This window comes from Pseudoalteromonas sp. MMG005 (genome assembly GCF_018101015.1).
Classification (GTDB): domain Bacteria; phylum Pseudomonadota; class Gammaproteobacteria; order Enterobacterales; family Alteromonadaceae; genus Pseudoalteromonas; species Pseudoalteromonas aurantia.
On record NZ_JAGJEK010000014.1, the window covers coordinates 113,193 to 130,684 of the forward strand.

The 17,492-nt window shown below is 40.8% G+C and carries 15 protein-coding genes; 11 read left to right on the forward strand and 4 right to left on the reverse strand.

Annotated features, from left to right (window positions below; genetic code table 11):
• Window positions 1-18: 18 nt before the first annotated feature.
• The 3 genes from J8M01_RS12620 to pseB are packed head-to-tail and all read right to left on the reverse strand — an operon-like array spanning window position 19 to window position 3,360.
• A complete protein-coding gene (locus J8M01_RS12620) occupies window positions 19-1,152 on the reverse strand; it encodes a Gfo/Idh/MocA family oxidoreductase (protein ID WP_211058203.1) in 1,134 nt (377 codons plus the stop codon).
• A 55-nt stretch (window positions 1,153-1,207) separates the two neighbouring features.
• The gene (gene pseC / locus J8M01_RS12625) at window positions 1,208-2,362 is read right to left on the reverse strand and encodes a UDP-4-amino-4,6-dideoxy-N-acetyl-beta-L-altrosamine transaminase (RefSeq protein WP_211058204.1); all 1,155 of its coding nucleotides are present in this window, start codon (window positions 2,360-2,362) and stop codon (window positions 1,208-1,210) included.
• Window positions 2,359-3,360, reverse strand: coding sequence for a UDP-N-acetylglucosamine 4,6-dehydratase (inverting) (gene pseB / locus J8M01_RS12630; protein ID WP_211058205.1), 1,002 nt, complete (start codon window positions 3,358-3,360; stop codon window positions 2,359-2,361). Before pseB ends, pseC begins: the two co-directional genes overlap by 4 nt.
• Before the next feature lie 243 nt (window positions 3,361-3,603).
• Between pseB and J8M01_RS12635 the strand changes: the two genes are divergently transcribed.
• Window positions 3,604-4,389, forward strand: coding sequence for a flagellin (locus J8M01_RS12635; protein WP_211047779.1), 786 nt, complete (start codon window positions 3,604-3,606; stop codon window positions 4,387-4,389).
• A 163-nt stretch (window positions 4,390-4,552) separates the two neighbouring features.
• Window positions 4,553-5,986: a sigma-54-dependent Fis family transcriptional regulator gene (locus J8M01_RS12640; RefSeq protein WP_211058206.1), complete on the forward strand. Its 1,434-nt coding sequence runs from the start codon at window positions 4,553-4,555 to the stop codon at window positions 5,984-5,986.
• A gap of 2 nt (window positions 5,987-5,988) precedes the next feature.
• Here J8M01_RS12640 and J8M01_RS12645 read toward each other — a convergent pair whose 3' ends face one another.
• A complete protein-coding gene (locus tag J8M01_RS12645; protein WP_211058230.1) occupies window positions 5,989-6,594 on the reverse strand; it encodes a DNA-3-methyladenine glycosylase I in 606 nt (201 codons plus the stop codon).
• A gap of 358 nt (window positions 6,595-6,952) precedes the next feature.
• On the opposite strand from J8M01_RS12645, the gene J8M01_RS12650 reads away from it, so the two are divergent.
• The 9 genes from J8M01_RS12650 to J8M01_RS12690 all read left to right on the forward strand — a co-directional run bounded on the left by J8M01_RS12650 (window position 6,953) and on the right by J8M01_RS12690 (window position 17,477).
• Window positions 6,953-8,062, forward strand: a complete 1,110-nt coding sequence (locus J8M01_RS12650) for an ATP-binding protein (RefSeq protein WP_211058207.1) — start codon at window positions 6,953-6,955, stop codon at window positions 8,060-8,062.
• On the forward strand, window positions 8,059-9,456 hold the full coding sequence (locus tag J8M01_RS12655) for a sigma-54 dependent transcriptional regulator (RefSeq protein ID WP_211058208.1): 1,398 nt from the start codon (window positions 8,059-8,061) through the stop codon (window positions 9,454-9,456). Before J8M01_RS12650 ends, J8M01_RS12655 begins: the two co-directional genes overlap by 4 nt.
• 159 nt (window positions 9,457-9,615) lie before the next feature.
• On the forward strand, window positions 9,616-9,948 hold the full coding sequence (gene fliE, locus J8M01_RS12660) for a flagellar hook-basal body complex protein FliE (RefSeq protein WP_192506846.1): 333 nt from the start codon (window positions 9,616-9,618) through the stop codon (window positions 9,946-9,948).
• Window positions 9,949-9,971: 23 nt separating this feature from the next.
• Complete coding sequence (fliF, locus tag J8M01_RS12665) at window positions 9,972-11,684, forward strand: flagellar basal-body MS-ring/collar protein FliF (protein WP_211058209.1); 1,713 nt, start codon at window positions 9,972-9,974, stop codon at window positions 11,682-11,684.
• Entirely contained in the window at window positions 11,677-12,717 is a 1,041-nt protein-coding gene (gene fliG, locus J8M01_RS12670) for a flagellar motor switch protein FliG (RefSeq protein ID WP_010364930.1), read from the forward strand. The genes fliF and fliG overlap by 8 nt, the downstream gene beginning before the upstream one ends.
• Window positions 12,718-12,720: 3 nt before the next feature.
• Window positions 12,721-13,536: a flagellar assembly protein FliH gene (gene fliH / locus J8M01_RS12675; protein WP_211058210.1), complete on the forward strand. Its 816-nt coding sequence runs from the start codon at window positions 12,721-12,723 to the stop codon at window positions 13,534-13,536.
• A gap of 21 nt (window positions 13,537-13,557) precedes the next feature.
• Window positions 13,558-14,889 carry a flagellar protein export ATPase FliI gene (gene fliI / locus J8M01_RS12680; protein WP_192506849.1) on the forward strand — a complete coding sequence of 444 codons (1,332 nt, stop codon included), beginning with the start codon at window positions 13,558-13,560 and terminating at the stop codon, window positions 14,887-14,889.
• Window positions 14,889-15,332, forward strand: coding sequence for a flagellar export protein FliJ (gene fliJ, locus J8M01_RS12685; protein WP_211058211.1), 444 nt, complete (start codon window positions 14,889-14,891; stop codon window positions 15,330-15,332). The genes fliI and fliJ overlap by 1 nt, the downstream gene beginning before the upstream one ends.
• Before the next feature lie 78 nt (window positions 15,333-15,410).
• Window positions 15,411-17,477: a flagellar hook-length control protein FliK gene (locus J8M01_RS12690; RefSeq protein WP_211058212.1), complete on the forward strand. Its 2,067-nt coding sequence runs from the start codon at window positions 15,411-15,413 to the stop codon at window positions 17,475-17,477.
• Window positions 17,478-17,492 lie beyond the last annotated feature (15 nt).

The window sequence follows — 17,492 nt, forward strand, 5'->3', positions numbered from 1 at the left end:
AATCAGTTGTTTAGGGGGTTATACAGGCTCCCATTTTTGACTAATAGACGAGCGTTTCGCAGCAGAGAATAGTTTTAACCCATCGTTGGCATGCTCTAATCCGAAAACGTATGGAGAGGTTTGCATATCGCCGCTTTGGTAGCACCGTAAATTATCAGCAATATCACTGTATAAATTTGCAAACGCTTCAACAAACCCTGTGGGGTGTCCTGGTTTCATCCGGTTATACCTAAATTGGTCGGCATATTCACACTGACCAGCCCTATCTAATATTTCACGGCGTCCATCGTTATAATTTAATTCAAGCTCATCTGGGTTAAGTTGAAACCACTTGGCGCTTCCTTTATCACCATAAACCCTTACTTGTAATCCATTTCTATGGCCTATTGCCGTTTTAGACATCCACATGCTACCTTTAATACCGCTTGGGTACTTTAGGAGCATGTGTACATCATCTATGATGTTCTCATATTGAGAATGGTTGCTGAATTCAGCAACTGTCTGGCTGGGTTCTTCTTCAATTAAAAAGCTAGCTAAATGGTGCAAATGTACGCCTAGGTCAAGGCAAATAGTAGGTACGTCACCATCTTGTAGACGCCAAGCTTGAGGGCTAGCGGCTTTTCCTGCAATATCGGGTGGTCGCCTAAAGCCTTCTTGTGGCATTTCTAAGTGAATTTTTTGAATATCACCTAACTTCCCTCGGCCAATTAAATGCTTTAACTCTCGAACCATCGCATAACCACTGTAGTTAAATGTGACGGCGAGAAACTGTTCTTCATTGTAAAAAGGCTGCAGTGCTTCTATTTCTTTTGGCTCACATACCATGGCTTTTTCACATATAACAGGCAATTGTTGGCTAAATAAAAATTTCAGTACTTCTAGATGGTGAGGTGTGGGAGTGAGTACGACAAAGGCATCAACATTGTTACGCTCTTTTTGCACCATTTCTTGCCAGTTCAAGTAAACTCTATCCGGAGATATTTCCCACTGTGCTCCGGTTGCCAAGTTATTCTCTTGCGTACGACAGAATGCCCCAGCAACTACTTGAAACTTATTATCCATATGGGCTGCGCAGAAATGAACATATCCAACGGCTGAAGTATTGCCCCCTCCAATAAATGCAAGTTTGAGCGATGGGCGAGTATCTAACATAAAAGCCTCTGAAGTAAGTGGGTTATATAGTGAATCGTCAACTTAAAGGAAAACTTTAGCTTAAAATATCATGCACTGTTTTAACGACATATTGGACTTGCTCCGTGGTTAAACTAGGGTGCAATGGCAAAGTGACAGCACTTTGATAGTATTGCTCGGCATTGGGAAATGCCCCTGGTTCAAATCCCATGTCTTTATAATAGGGCTGTAAGTGGATAGGGATATAGTGTACGTGACCAATTATGTCTTTTTCCCTTAGCCCAGTCACTAGTGAATGGTGTAGTGCTTTATCGGGTTTAGTCAATAAAATAATATACAAATGATAGGCTGAGTAACAGTTATTAATCTGAAGTAATGGTGTAACTAAGTTTCTATCAAGTAGTTGATTATAGAGGCTTGCAAGTTGATGACGTTGTGTAATAAATGAGTCAACATTTTTTAACTGACTTAGACCAAGAGCGGCATGCAAATCGGTCATACGGTAATTGAAACCAAGACTTATCTGTTGATAATACCAAGGACCGTGGGATGGCTCGGTCATTTCAGTATCAACTGCGGTGATACCATGACTGCGTAATAGTTGCATTTTCCTAGCGAGAGAGGGATCGTTCGTGGTGGCCATACCTCCTTCTGCCGACGTAATGATTTTCACAGGATGGAAACTAAAAACAGTTATATCAGAATATATGCAGTTGCCTATAGGTTCCCCTTGATATTTTGCACCTATTGCATGAGAAGCATCTTCGATAATTGTAAATGCATACTCTAATGAGAGTTCATGTATACGTTTCATATTACAGGACTGTCCTGCTAAATGCACCGGAATGATTACCTTCGGTAATTGTCCTGCCTTTTTTGCGTGAACGAGCTTTCTTTCAAGTTCGATAACGCACATATTCCCTGTGGACGGTTCAATATCAACAAAATCGATTTTAGCTCCACAATATAAAGCACAGTTACTACTGGCAACAAATGAAATAGGAGATGTCCATACGTAGTCGTTATGCGACACACCCAATGCTAAACAAGCAACATGCAATGCAGAAGTGGCACTATTTACCGCAACGGCGTATTTACAATTTGTATAATCAGATATGGCTTGCTCAAACTCAGGTACTTTAGGACCTTGTGTAAGCCAGTTTGAATTTAGTACTTCGACCACCGCATCAATATCGCTTTGTTCAATAGACTGCTTACCATAAGGAATCATATAAGCGCCTGAGAATTAAAGGATTTAATTTGTTCAATGCTCATATAGTCGTTGTTATCACGAGAGTTGTATTCAAACCCAACAGCAACCTTTCGCCCTTTTTCATTAATGGCATTTATATCAAAATGGTTACTACGACTGCTAAATTTTATACCGGGAGCTATGACAAAATGGTCATCAAATTCATAAGTTTCAAAACATAAATCGGAAGGGCACATTACTTCGTGCAACTTTTCACCAGGGCGAATGCCAATGACTTTTTGTTGTATATTTGGTGCCATTGCTGTAGCCAAATCGGTAATGCGTATTGATGGAATCTTTGGAACGAAAATCTCTCCGCCCAACATTCTCTCAAAGTTTTTTAATACAAAGTCGACACCTTGTTGAAGACTGATCCAAAATCGGGTCATTTCTTCATGTGTAATAGGGATATGATCTTTGCCTTCATCAACGAGCTTTTGAAATATAGGGACAACAGAACCTCGGGAACATACAACGTTACCGTATCTGACAACAGAGAATATAGTTTTATGACCACCTGCAATGTTGTTAGCTGCGACAAAAAGTTTGTCAGAAGCTAATTTAGTAGCGCCATACAAATTGATCGGGTTTGCTGCTTTATCGGTAGACAGTGCTATCACTTTTTCAACATTACAATCTAAAGCTGCTTCAATCACATTCTCCGCGCCATTAATGTTTGTTTTGATGCACTCCATGGGATTATATTCAGCGGCAGGCACTTGCTTAAGCGCAGCAGCATGAATGACATAATCGACTTCTCGCATAGCTCGCTTTAAGCGGTTTTGGTCTCTGACATCACCAATAAAATATCGCATACATGGCTGATTATAATCTTGTTGCATTTCGAATTGTTTAAGCTCGTCGCGTGAAAATACGATGATTTTTTTTGGTTTATAGCGAGCAAGTAAAGTTTTGACATATTTCTTGCCAAATGATCCAGTACCGCCAGTTATTAGAATAGTTTTATTATCAAACATAAAGTCACCTAGCATTTAAGTGCATCAAATACTTTACAGATGCACATAACAAGTTGTGTAGTTACCGTTGCAGCACAGCAGAAATAATTTAATTGTCAGTACTTTATAATACTTATAATGGTTTTGCAGTAATTATGCCAAACCGATTGAAATAAAAAGATGGTACAAGGTGACTTTTTTAGCAAGTCGGGTTAGTATTTGTACTATTAATGTAGAACTAATAACACCTGATGGGGAGGGGTTATGAAACTTCAAACAACAAGCTTTAATGCATTTAATCGTACAGAGCAAGTTGGTAACAAATTAAATCAACAGCTCGCGACCGGTAAAAAGGTAAATTCTGCAGCGGATGATGCGGCAGCACTACAAATAATTAATCGCTTGAATTCTCAGCAAGAAGGGTATAATCAATCCGTTCGTAATGCTTATGATGGTATTTCATATTCGCAAACAGCTGACTCAGCTTTGTCGGGGGTGAATGATGCTGTATCACGGATCCGAGAGTTATCAATTCAATCTGGTAATGGTGCGTTAACTGATTCAGACAGACAAGCTCTTCAAGATGAAGTATCGCAACTTCAAACACAAATTACGGAAACGTTTGAGAACACTACATTTGGAGGGAAGTCGTTGTTTAGCGGAGAACAAACGAGTTTCCAAGTTGGCCCTGATGCAAACTCAACGCAAAACATAACCCCAACAGATGGCAGCTTTGCAAGCGCAATTGCAAGTGTTGATGTATCGACTCAGGCTGGAGCTCAAGCAGCAATTGATATTGCTGATACAGCCGCTAAAGATTTGAATACGCAACGCACGCAACTAGGTGCTTTTGAGAATACACTCAATAGTACTATTCGGGGTTTAGGGACGCAAAAAGAAAATATCGCAGCAAGCCAAAGCCGTATCCAAGATACTGACTATGCACAAGCTATTTCGGAACAAACTGCAAATGATATTTTGTCTCAGGCGTCAATTGCTTTACGTGGCCAAGCAAATCAGTCTGCATCATCAGTACTGGGACTGTTGTAATGACGAATAGCTCAATCTGATCAATAAATATTGATTCAAAGTATAATTGGTGGCAGTTTTTTGGCGATGATGTCAAAAATTTGCCACTTAGGTATTGCATCCCTCCGTAAGTGCCTTACAATCTTAACTTTACACTATCACCTTGAAAGTTGGACTCGTTAAGATGGTTTTGATCCTCGATAATAATAATAACCGAGCAAGTAGCTTGTGTGCATCGTTGAACTTTGTTGGGCAATCATCTCAAGTTATTGACGACGAATTCTTATCTCAAGAGAAAAAGTTAGGGTCAGATGCGATCGTCGTACTAGGTGCTTTGACTAAGTTGCAACATGAGAGTGTAGTTAAATCATACCCAGCGACCCCGTTTCTGCTTGTTGGAGAAACGCTTAAACCGTTATTGAGCTTAGCCAATGTTATAGGCCTAATTACTGAACCATTTGGCCATGATGTTACTATGCAGTTATTGCATGACAGTCAGCAGTATCTCAGGATGCTTCCAGGTCAATCGGATAAAACGAATGGCAAATCTTTTGATGGATTGGTTGGCGAGACCGACGCTGTTAAACAAGTACGTTTTTTAATTTCTCAGGTAGCAAAAACTGATGCCAACGTTCTAATTTTAGGTGAATCAGGTACGGGTAAAGAAGTTGTTGCACGTAATGTACATTTATTGTCAAAAAGAAATAATGGACCCTTTGTACCGGTTAATTGTGGTGCTATACCGGGTGAGTTACTTGAAAGTGAGTTATTTGGTCATGAAAAAGGGGCATTTACTGGCGCTATTTCTGCAAGAAAAGGGAGATTTGAATTAGCGCAAGGTGGAACCCTTTTTTTAGATGAAATCGGTGATATGCCGTTACAAATGCAAGTTAAGTTATTACGTGTTTTACAAGAGCGCAGCTATGAAAGAGTTGGGGGAACGAAAGCGATTCAAGCAGATGTTAGAGTAATTGCCGCGACTCACCGTAACTTAGAAGACATGATTGAAAGTGGTAAGTTTAGAGAAGATTTATATTATCGCTTGAATGTTTTCCCGATTGAAAACCCTTCATTACATGAACGAGCGGATGATATTCCATTATTGTTGAAGGAGCTAATGCGCCGTGTCAATGAACAAAGTGGTACTGGTGCTAAATTTACTGAACGTGCTATTGAGAGCTTAAAAGCACATACGTGGCCTGGTAATATACGAGAGTTGGCAAATTTGGTTGAGCGTATGGTCATTATGTTTCCTGAAAAAGTGGTAGACGTCACGGATTTGCCGAATAAGTATCGACATATCGAAGTTGATGCGTTTGAGCCCGAGTACCCAGAAGAACTGCGAGAAAAAGACGCATTTAATGAACTATTTAGTGGCGGTTTTAGTGATTATGACGAAGATCCAGAACCTGAGTTTCAAGTAAGTGAACAAACGTTAGGTTCTTTACCTGCAGAAGGCATAGAATTAAAAGAGTATTTGGCAGAATTAGAAGTGAGTTTAATTTCTCAAGCCCTAGAACGATATGACTATATCGTAGCTCGCGCAGCTGAGGTTTTAGGAGTACGCCGCACGACACTGGTTGAAAAGATGAAAAAGTATAACCTTAATAAAGAGTAAATTTAGGTTAGATGTTCTTCTATATTCATATCTAGGTAGGTATCAATCACTTCCTGTTTTCTAAAACACCCATTATCATGATCATTTACCATACCACAAGCCTGCATATGCGCATATATTGTAGTAGGACCTAGGAATTTAAATCCACGCATTTTTAGATCTTTAGCAAATATAATGCTGATATCGCTCGTTGCAAGGTAATCTTCTTTGCTTGCAATATCATTAACAATAACTTTGAAGTTCACAAATTGCCATTGATAACGTGCAAAGCTGCCAAACTCTTGCTGAACTTTAATAAATGCTTGCGCATTATTGATGGTAGCGCGTATTTTTAGCCTATTTCTAATAATATCGGTGTTACTTAATAAACGCTCTACATCTGCTTCCGTCATTAGTGCAACATCTTCAACTCGAAATTGATGAAATGCATTTTTATAACCTTGACGCTTTTTTAAAATGGTATACCAGCTAAGCCCCGCTTGTGCGGACTCTAGTGTAATGAATTCAAACAACGTTTGGTCATCCATAACGGGTACGCCCCACTCCACGTCATGATATTCAATATAATCCGGCTTAGATTGGTCTACCCATAGACAGCGTGTACACATATTTTCTCTCCGAAATAGCAAGACAATGCTACTAACAGGTTGGTTCCGCGCATCATTTTTCATATCACTTCTCTGAGTGGCATGGTATTGATAGAGTGCTTTGACTGCGGTCCGTTGGTTTTTATCATTTTGATTATAAAGTACCACATATAGAGGAATTGGTATGCTTTGAATCTGTAAAGCGACGGCCTTTTCCTAATACTGAGCTTCATCTACATGACTTGTATTTCCAAGCTAATGGTGACCGTCAAAAAAATGGTAGTGTTTTTGTTGTGTAATTCATTGAAAATAAAGGAAAACAAAACTGGCATGAACTGTGCTTTATCTATGATAAGAATTTTTATTTGAGAATTTTATTATGGCTTTAGCACATATTTTAAATCCAAGCTTTACTCCACCGTCGCAATTTAATCCTTGCTTGTTACAAGAGGCCTATGTTGGTGAGTTGAGCGACCTACGCCAACAGGCGAGTTGGCTAAGTCATTTAGTTGACACAATGCCTGCTGGTGTGATCGTGCTAGATGGTCAAGGAATGGTAGCTAAAGCCAATCAAATCGCCATAGATATGTTAGGTGAGCCACTTGAGGGGGAGAAGTGGTTTAACATTATTCAACGCTCTTTTTGCCCGAAACAAGATGATGGTCATGAGGTATCTCTTAAAGATGGTCGTTTGATTAAGCTAGATATCTCAGCGCTGACCCCAGAGCCTGGGCAGCTTATCTTAATGACCGACCTCACTGAAACTCGACAATTGCAAGCAAGAATGGCGCATATGCAACGTTTGAGCGCTTTAGGCAAGATGGTGGCTTCTTTAGCGCATCAAGTTCGCACACCGCTTTCAGCAGCTATGCTTTATGCCGCAAATTTGGGCAGTAATAAAATGTTAGGCACTGCACGAATACGTTTTCATGAGAAACTTATGTCACGGCTTAAAGATTTAGAATCTCAAGTAAATGATATGCTGTTATTTGCTAAAAGTGGTGAGGAGCAAGTTGTTGAATCAGTGTCTATGCAGCAATTGTTGAGTGAAGTTAAGGCTGGATCAGATGCGATGGTATTGATGCACGAAAGTATATTAGATGTGGTGCTACCAGAGCCAGATATTGCAATAGTTGGTAATAAGACAGCCTTGGCCGGTGCGATTCAAAATTTAATTCATAACAGTATTCAAATCATTGGGATTAATGCGCATGTTGTGGTGAGTGCTAAGCGAGAACCCGGATCCGATAGAGTTAGAATCTCTGTAACAGACAATGGTCCCGGCGTTGATGAATCATTGAAAAGTAAACTATTTGAACCATTTTTTACTACTAAGAGCCAAGGTACTGGGCTTGGTTTAGCTGTGGTTAATTCTGTTGCAAACTCGCATAAAGGCAAGGTCGAAGTGAGTAATATTGAGGAAGGGGGAGCACAATTTAGTTTGTTGTTACCTATTTCATTTGATATGGAACAATTGGAGGCTGTATGAGTCATTCTATATTAGTCGTTGAAGACGATGCAGGTTTGCGTGAAGCATTGTTAGACACATTACAATTGGCTGGACTTGAATGTGTAGAAGCTGCAAGTGCTGAAGAAGCCGTAATTTTGTTAAAACAGCAACGTTTCTCGCTGGTTGTGAGTGATGTTCAAATGGGGACAATGAGTGGTATTGATTTACTGCGTACCATCAAATTAAATTACCCTGATTTGCCTGTACTAATGATGACTGCTTATGCGACGATTGATGACGCGGTTGAAGCAATGCGTTTAGGCGCGATTGATTATATGGCAAAACCTTTTGCACCAGAAGTCTTGCTTAATATGGTTAGTCGTTATATGCCAGAGAAAACGAAAGAAACAGATGGTCCGATTGTAGCAGATGCGCAAAGTTTACAGCTTTTGGAGTTAGCAGCTAAAGTTGCAAAGTCAGATGCAAGTGTTATGGTTTTAGGACCAAGCGGTTCGGGTAAAGAAGTACTTGCGCGTTATATTCATGATAAGTCTGACCGAGTAGATTCACCATTTGTTGCTATTAATTGCGCAGCCATACCTGAAAATATGCTAGAAGCAACCTTATTTGGGTACGAAAAAGGGGCGTTCACAGGTGCAATTCAAGCATGCCCAGGTAAGTTTGAACAAGCTCAGTGTGGCACTATCTTGTTAGATGAAATAACGGAAATGGAACTGGGCCTACAAGCAAAGTTACTGCGAGTTTTACAGGAAAGAGAAGTTGAAAGATTAGGTGGAAGAAAAACCATTGAGTTAAATGTGCGCGTATTAGCTACGAGTAACCGAGATTTAAAAGAAGCAGTAGCGAAAGGCACATTTAGAGAAGATCTTTATTATCGCCTTAATGTATTTCCGCTTATGTGGAAGCCGCTGCATCAACGTCCTGGTGACATTATTGTATTGGCGGAGCACTTGGTCGCGAGACATTGCAGTAAGTCGGGGAAATTAACTCCTGTGATTGATGATGGTGCTAAGAAAAAACTGCTAACTCACAATTGGCCTGGTAATGTACGAGAACTAGATAATGTTGTGCAACGAGCCCTCATTTTATTACAGGGCAATACGATATTCGCACAAGACATTTTTATTGAAAACACTGAAACTATGGATTTACCAGAACCTACACTGATAGATAATACGGTGAGTGTGGAGTTGAACTACCAGTTAGAGCGTTCTAATAATGTAGATGTCCAAAGCGAAAGTACTGATTATAAAAGTGAACTACAAGATAAAGAGCATCAGATTATTTTAGAGACACTATCACGTTACCAAGGCAAGCGTAAAGATGTTGCTGAAGTACTGGGCATGAGTCCGCGGACGTTACGCTATAAGCTGGCTAAAATGCGAGATCTAGGTATTGCTCTTCCGGCGTGACTAATTTTTATTAATGAATGGAAGCCAGCGCTGTCTGGCTTTTCTCCTGTCAATAATATGGCACTATCAAAGTGATAATTAACTCATTGATTCTTATCGATAATTAGTTGGCATGATTAATGCTTTATTCTGCGTGTAACAAATTTACAGGATCAGCACATGAATATTCAACCTAATACTTTATATCAAGAAATGCAGTCACTCGCTATCGAGGCGACACGCAATAAACCTGATGCAACTATGCCAGTACAAAGTGCCGCTACATCTTCTGCACAATTTGGTGATTTGCTATCAGATGCAATTAATACTGTAAGTGGCTTACAAAAAGATGCAAAATCTAAAGTAACGGCCATGGAGATGGGAGATCGCAGTGTCTCTCTTTCTCAAGTGATGATTGCCTCACAAAAATCTTCCGTTGCTTTTGAAGCAACGGTGCAAGTTCGCAATAAGCTTGTTGAGTCGTACAAAGAAATCATGAGCATGCCAGTATAATTTTTGGGTAGTGGAGAGTAACTGTGGCAACGAATCAATCAACTGAACTGGCTTTATCCGATGGCGCTGTAGGCGATGGCGGATCTGAAGACCAACAAGAACAGAAATCAGGCTATTTGAGTGGGTTAAGTGGCGTTGATATGTTGCGTCAAGTTACTTTGGTAATAGCATTGGCGATTTGTTTGGCGATCGCAATTTTTATCATCATTTGGGCCCGCCAACCAGACATGCGTCCTTTAGGGCAGTATCCAACAGATGAGCTTGTACAAACATTAGATTTTTTAGATGCGCAAAAGGTCGAATATGAGTTAGATGGCAACACCATCATGGTTGCTGAAAATGACTACCAAAATATTAAACTCAAAATGGCGCGAGATGGCTTTACTCAGTCGCCAAGCTCTGGTACCGATATTTTAATGCAAGATATGGGTTTCGGTGTGAGCCAGCGATTAGAAAGAGAGCGTTTAAAGCACGGTCGCGAGCAGCAACTCGCGCGTACAATTGAAGAACTTCAAGAGATTACCAGAGCAAAAGTCTTACTGGCTATCCCAAAGGAAAATGTATTCGCAAGAAGAGAAAAAAAGCCTTCTGCAACAGTTGTAATCACGCTTAAACGGGGTCGTTCTTTGGATGGAGAAGAAGTGGATGCTATTGTTGATATCGTCGCTTCAGCTGTTCAAGGGCTTGAACCGGCGCGTGTAACTGTGACAAACCAAAATGGCCGATTACTTAATTCCGGGTCACAAGATTCATTGGCTGCTCGTTCTCGTAAAGAGTATGATTTAGAACGTAAAAGAGAGCAAGAGTACTTAGAAAAAATTGATAGTATTTTAATCCCGGTAGTTGGATTAGGGAAATTTACAGCGCAGGTTGACTTAACAATGGACTTTAGCGCCATTGAAGAAACACAAAAGCGCTTTAACCCTGATTTACCGGCTGTGAGAAGTGAAACAACCTTCGAAGAAAATAATATAGGAGGGCTTGCAGTAGGGATCCCTGGTGCGTTGACGAATCAGCCTCCTGTAAATTCAAATATTCCTGAAGTTGCTGGGCAAGGCAATGGGCGTAATAATGCAAATCCAAGTAGAACGCATAAAGAAGCAACACGTAATTATGAACTAGATACCACTATTAGCCATAAGCGCCAACAAAGTGGTGTTATACGCAGGATCAGTGTTTCAGTTGCGGTTGATTATTTGGCTAAAGCAGATGCCGAGGGCACCGTAACTATGGCGCCGAGAAGCCAAGAAGAAATAAATAATATAAGACGGTTACTGCAAGGTGGTGTCGGGTTTGATATGCAGCGTGGTGATGCGCTTGAAGTTGTGACAGTGCCGTTTGTGCGAGAAGACATTTTAGAAACTGCGGAATTACCTTTGTGGGAACAAGAGTGGTTTATGAAAACAATGCGTCTTGTGATGGGAGCATTGGTTATTATTGTGCTAATTCTAGCGGTTGTAAGACCGATGTTGAAGCGCCTGATTTACCCAGATGATACATTAGAAGAGTTTGATGAAGATTCATTAACTTCAGGTGTTGACTTAGGCGATAGCACGTTAGATATGTTAAATAACGACTTTGATTCAGCAGCTGTTGGTTTCTCGTCGGATGGTACATTACAATTACCAGACTTACATGGCGATGAAGACTTACTTAAAGCAGTACGAGCTTTAGTAGCTAATGAGCCAGAACTCTCCTCACAAGTAGTGAAAGCGTGGTTAACAGAAGATGACTGATGAAGAACAAAAACAATTACCGGCAACCTTTGATGTTGAAAAACTTGATGGTGTTGATAAAGCTGCAATCTTATTATTGAGCCTTACTGAAGAAGATGCAGCTCAGATACTGAAGCACCTTGAGCCAAAGCAAGTACAAAAAGTCGGTATGTCGATGGCTGCACTAGATGATTTATCTCAGTCTAAGATTAGTGCTGTACATAATCTGTTTATTGAACAAATACAGAGTTTCAGTACTATTGGCTTCCAATCAGAAGATTTTATTCGTAAAGCATTAACCGCTGCATTGGGTGAAGATAAAGCGGCGAGTTTGATTGACCAAATTGTCATGGGTTCGGGTGCTAAAGGTTTGGATTCACTCAAGTGGATGGATTCAAAGCAAGTTGCGAATATAATTCGAAATGAGCACCCTCAGATCCAAACCATTGTTTTGTCATACTTAGAACCAGAGCAATCGGCGGAGATTTTGTCTCAATTCCCGGAGAAGGTTCGTTTAGATTTGACTATGCGTATTGCTAACTTAGAAGAAGTTCAGCCGGCCGCTTTACAAGAACTAAATGAAATTATGGAGAAACAGTTTGCCGGTCAAGCGGGCGCACAAGCAGCTAAAATGGGAGGCTTGAAAGCGGCTGCGGATATTATGAATTATCTAGATACCAATGTTGAAGGGCAATTAATGGACTCTATACGTGAGCATGATGAAGAAATGTCACAGCAGATCCAAGACTTAATGTTTGTATTTGAGAACCTATTGGATGTAGAAGACAGAGGTATTCAAGCGATTCTCCGTGAAGTTCAACAAGATGTGTTGATGAAAGCTATCAAAGGCACTGATGATGCACTCAAAGATAAGATTTTGGCTAATATGTCGAAGCGTGCAGCTGAGATGATGGCTGATGACTTGGAAGCAATGCCTCCTGTGCGAATAAGTGAAGTGGAAGCCGCTCAAAAAGAAGTACTCTCAACGGCCAGAAGATTAGCTGATTCCGGTGAAATTATGTTAGGCGGTGGTGGCGGTGAGGAGTTCTTGTAAACCATGAGTGATCCAAAGTTTTATAAAGGGCGCCCTGTTGAGGGAGAGGCATTAGATGAGTTGCTAAAAAACTGGCCGATCCCTGATGTTGCTGATGACCCTAGGAAATATGCTGGTCGTTCAACGGCGTTTGGCCAACCTTTGGAAGAAGTGTTCCAAAAGCCGGAAGAAAAAGTGAATGCAGAGCCGCAAGCACATGAGCCTGAATTTCCGACATTAACAATGGAAGAACTTGAACAAATTCGTCAAGACGCTTATGAAGAAGGGATAAAGCAAGGTCATGAACAAGGTTATATCGATGGCTTCGATAAAGGAATGACAGAAGGAAAAGACGCTGGTTATAAAGAGGGGATTGAAATTGGCAAACAACAAGGGCTGGACGATGCACAACCATTGATAGATGAGAAGCTACAGGTGCTATCTCAGTTAGTAAGCGATTTAAATTCTCCCCTGAGACTTGTTGATGAAGCGTGTGAAAAGCAACTGGTTTTTCTTGCCAATTTATTGGCGGAAGCGGTTATTTTTCAAGAAGTAAAATTAAACCCTGATGTAGTTTTATTGGCGTTGAAAAAAGGGATGGATGCGTTGCCTATCGTGCAGCAAAATGTGAAGGTGCATTTACACCCTGAAGACCTTGAGCTGGTTAAGCAAGCCTACGGAGAGGATGAGTTATCTAAACAACAATGGCAATTAACGCCCGAACCGACTTTGGCTAGAGGAGGGTGTGAGGTTAAAACGGTACAGTCATCGATTGATATGACATTAAAAACACGTATGCGAGAAATTTTGGATAAATTCTTGCATGATAGTGATATCTAACATTCAGAATCACGTAACCGGATGAGCCAAACCAATACTCTCGCAGAGCGGATCGCTCGCTACCAAGATCACATACCGCAATTCTCCGTGCCCGTAGCAGGCAGTCTAACACGTGTTGTAGGGCTAACACTGGAAGCTAAAGGGTTAATCGCACCCGTGGGAAGTCAATGTAAAATCGAAACAATTCGTGGTTTTGTCGATGCCGAAGTAATTGGTTTTAATGATGATACGTTGTACTTGATGCCAAATGACCATATTTCGGGAGTATTACCTGGCGCACGGGTTATTCCGCAATTGAATGAAACAGGGTTGCCAGTTGGGATGGGGTTGCTAGGGAGAGTGGTTGATGGGCTTGGTCGTCCATTGGATGGTTTAGGCTCGGTCGATACGCAAGAAACGTTAAAATTTGCTCAAGAGCCGATTAATCCATTAGCAAGGCGACCAATCAAGGAGCCAATGGATGTCGGTGTTAGGGCTATCAATTCAATTATTACAGTAGGTCAAGGACAAAGAATGGGCCTATTTGCAGGAAGTGGGGTGGGTAAATCGGTGCTTTTGGGCATGATGACGCGTGGCAGTGAAGCCGATGTTATCGTGGTTGGTTTAGTCGGCGAGCGTGGTCGAGAAGTTAAAGAATTTATTGACGAAATATTAGGTGCTGAGGGACGAAAGCGTTCTGTTGTTGTTGCAGCACCAGCGGATGCATCTCCGTTGATGAGGTTGAAAGGCTGTGAGAGTGCAATCACAATCGCGGAATATTTTCGAGATCAGGGGTTAAGTGTTTTGCTGTTACTTGATTCAGTGACCCGGTATGCGATGGCGCAACGTGAAATCGCATTAGCGGTTGGTGAACCTCCAGCCACTAAGGGTTATCCGCCCTCAGTATTTGCTAAGTTGCCAGCTTTAGTAGAAAGAGCGGGTAATGGCGGTGAAGGGCAAGGGTCAATCACGGCATTTTTTACGGTTTTAAGTGAAGGTGATGACATGCAAGACCCTATCGCAGATGCAGCGCGTGCGATTCTAGATGGTCATATTGTTTTATCACGAGAGCTCGCCGATAGTGGTCATTATCCTGCAATTGATATTGAAAAGTCGATCAGTCGAGTTATGCCGCAAGTGGTGTCTGAGAGTCATATGCAACAAGCACGAGTGTTGAAACAAGTTTACTCTATGTATCAACAAAACAAAGACATGATAACACTTGGTGCTTACCAAAAAGGCAGTGACCCAATGTTAGATCAAGCAATTACCATGATGCCGACAGTGAATACATTCTTACAACAAGGCATGAAAGATGTGCTCAATTATGATGAATGTTTGCAAGGGCTTGCACAATTATTGGGGCAAGGCTAATGGCGGCAGATAAATTGGCACTCCTGTATAAGCTTGAAAGTGAAAAAGAAGAAAAACTACGAGTTAATTATAGTCAGGCTCAACAGCACCTGAGCATTAATCAGCAAAAGCTCAAAGGCTTGAATGATTTTCGTCTTGAATATACTCAGCAGCTTCATTTGAAAGCGTTAGCGGGACTGCAAACCAGTGGCTTTAATCAATATCAATCATTTATTAAAAAAATTGAAGATGCCATAAAACAGCAAGCCTCGACAGTTATGACGGCACAACAAGTTGTTGAGCAGCGGAAAAAAATTTGGCTAGCTCAACAAGTAAAAGCAAAAGCAATTGAAATGCTTATTGATAAAAGAGCTTTGGAAAAGCAGAAGCGATTAAATAAAGCTGAGCAGGCTATGTTAGATGAGTTTGCAACAAATCAGTTTGTGCGACGTAAAGCAAGTTAGATTGGCTTGTTATTTGCTTGTTCTTATAAGTTATTAATGTAAACGGCGTGGTTTTGCCGTTATGTAAAAGGTGATCATATGCTCAATGTGAAACAAGATTTAGCTATACTCAACTCTGAGTATTTAGAGAAAGTCAAATACGAAGAGCGAAAAGGTGCAGCGGTAGCTAATGAAGAATTTGCAAACGAATTGAGTAGATATGAAGAGTACGCCTCGTCTTATGACTCAAAAGAGACTCCAGAGAATAAATCTAAATTAAGAGATGGTAACGAGCCAAAAGAAGAGTTGTTGACGGGAAGCAAAGAGCATGAAACCCCTACAACGGCTGGTAAAACAGGTGATATTAATACGCGTGATAATCAAGCCGAAGTCCGTCCCTCTACTGATGAAGCCAGCTCTTCTACTAAAGCCTATTCTGCTACTATTGTAGAGCCAGATGCAAAAGAGGTTGTTAAGTCTACAGCAAACAATAGTGACGGTGATTTCCTAGCGCAAATTAATGCTGCGCAACAGCAAAGTACATCAGTAAAAAGTTACACACAACCGACCACCCCAGAGTATTCAAAACTGTCTCAAGTTGCACAGGCAATGGAGCAATTGAATGCTTCAAAAAATGCCAAGCCAGAACAACAGATTGGGGGAAATTTAAAGAATGAAAAAGAATCAGATGATCAGCTTTTGTTTACTAATAAAGCGGAATTAATATCTAAAGGTACAAAAAATGATGCAGTGACAAGTGGTGATACACAGGCCACAAAAGCGTCTGATGTTGATAAAGCGCTTAAGGATATAGAGTCGGGTTATAAGGATAATTATCTGGGCAAAAGTACACCTGTTTTATCGTCATCTGTGGCAAATAATGACATAGCCAAAAAAGACCCGACATTGATTAATGAAGCTTCACAAACAGGAGAGAACAAACCTACGGAGGAAAACGCCAATCAAGAGAGTGCTGAAGTACGTATGGATAGACAATCGAGTAGCAATACTAAGTACAACGCAATCGCAATAGACAGTAGATTCATAAAGAAAGAGGAGGTGAATGAGCAGCCTACGGTGACTCAACAGAAGGATAAAACACCGCTTATAGAAAAAGATTTGCAGCTCAAAACACATATTGAACAACTTAATAGCAATGAGAAAAAGTCACTTCAGCTTGCTTTACAGCAGGCCATAAATAGCAACACTTTATCGCCTGATGCGAAAGAAAATGCACAGCGTGCTCTTCAATTTATGAACAATGAGCGCAATGGAAAAGCACCGCAGATAGAAATACAAATAGGTGAAGATGACGTGGTGGATCCGGATAACCCACTTAATGCTGTAAGGTATGAGAATCAGCCTAAATTAAGCACAGTACTTGAAAGCATCACCTCTCGGGTTCCTCAATCTGAAAGCGATGGATACCGAAGTGGTGAATTGAAAGCCTTGCAAGAAGAAGCAGTGAAAGAGGCTGTAATTAAAGGTCAAGCAGCCGCTGATGATAATGTAGACACTGCAGAAATAAATGCACTTAGAAAACCCGTATCTAATATTCAAGTCGAGCAGTTATTTAAAGCTATTGTTCAACCTGTTGTACCACAAAGCGTGAACAATACAGACTTTGTTGATTATAACAGCCCCGTGCAAGTATTAGATTCTACACAGGGGCAACAAGTGTCAAATCAAAATCAAACATCACTCTTATCAGGCCGAGTGGTGATGGATCCAGAGATACAGCAAGCGATAAATGTTGCTCGAAATGATGCTGCAAAAGTGCTTCAAGAGAAAGTATCGATGATGTTGAACTTGAATAATAAAGAAGCTGAAGTTCGATTAGATCCACCAGAGTTAGGCAGTATGCAAATTCGTATTAGAAGTGATGCTGAACAAGCTCAAGTCAATTTTGTCGTTCAAAATCAGCAGGCTAAGGAAGCTCTTGAGCAGTCAATGCCAAAACTAAAAGAGATGTTGGCTGAACAAGGCATAGAATTGGGTGAGAGTAATATTCAGCAAGAGGATCAAGGTCAACGGGATGAACAAAGCGAGAATAATCAACAAGAAGGGAATTCTAGACTTGCCAATAACAATGACGAGGCGCAAAATACTGCTCAATTGATGAATAGTAAAGCAGATGAAGGGTCAGGAATAGATTACTATGCCTAACAACTGCTATGATAT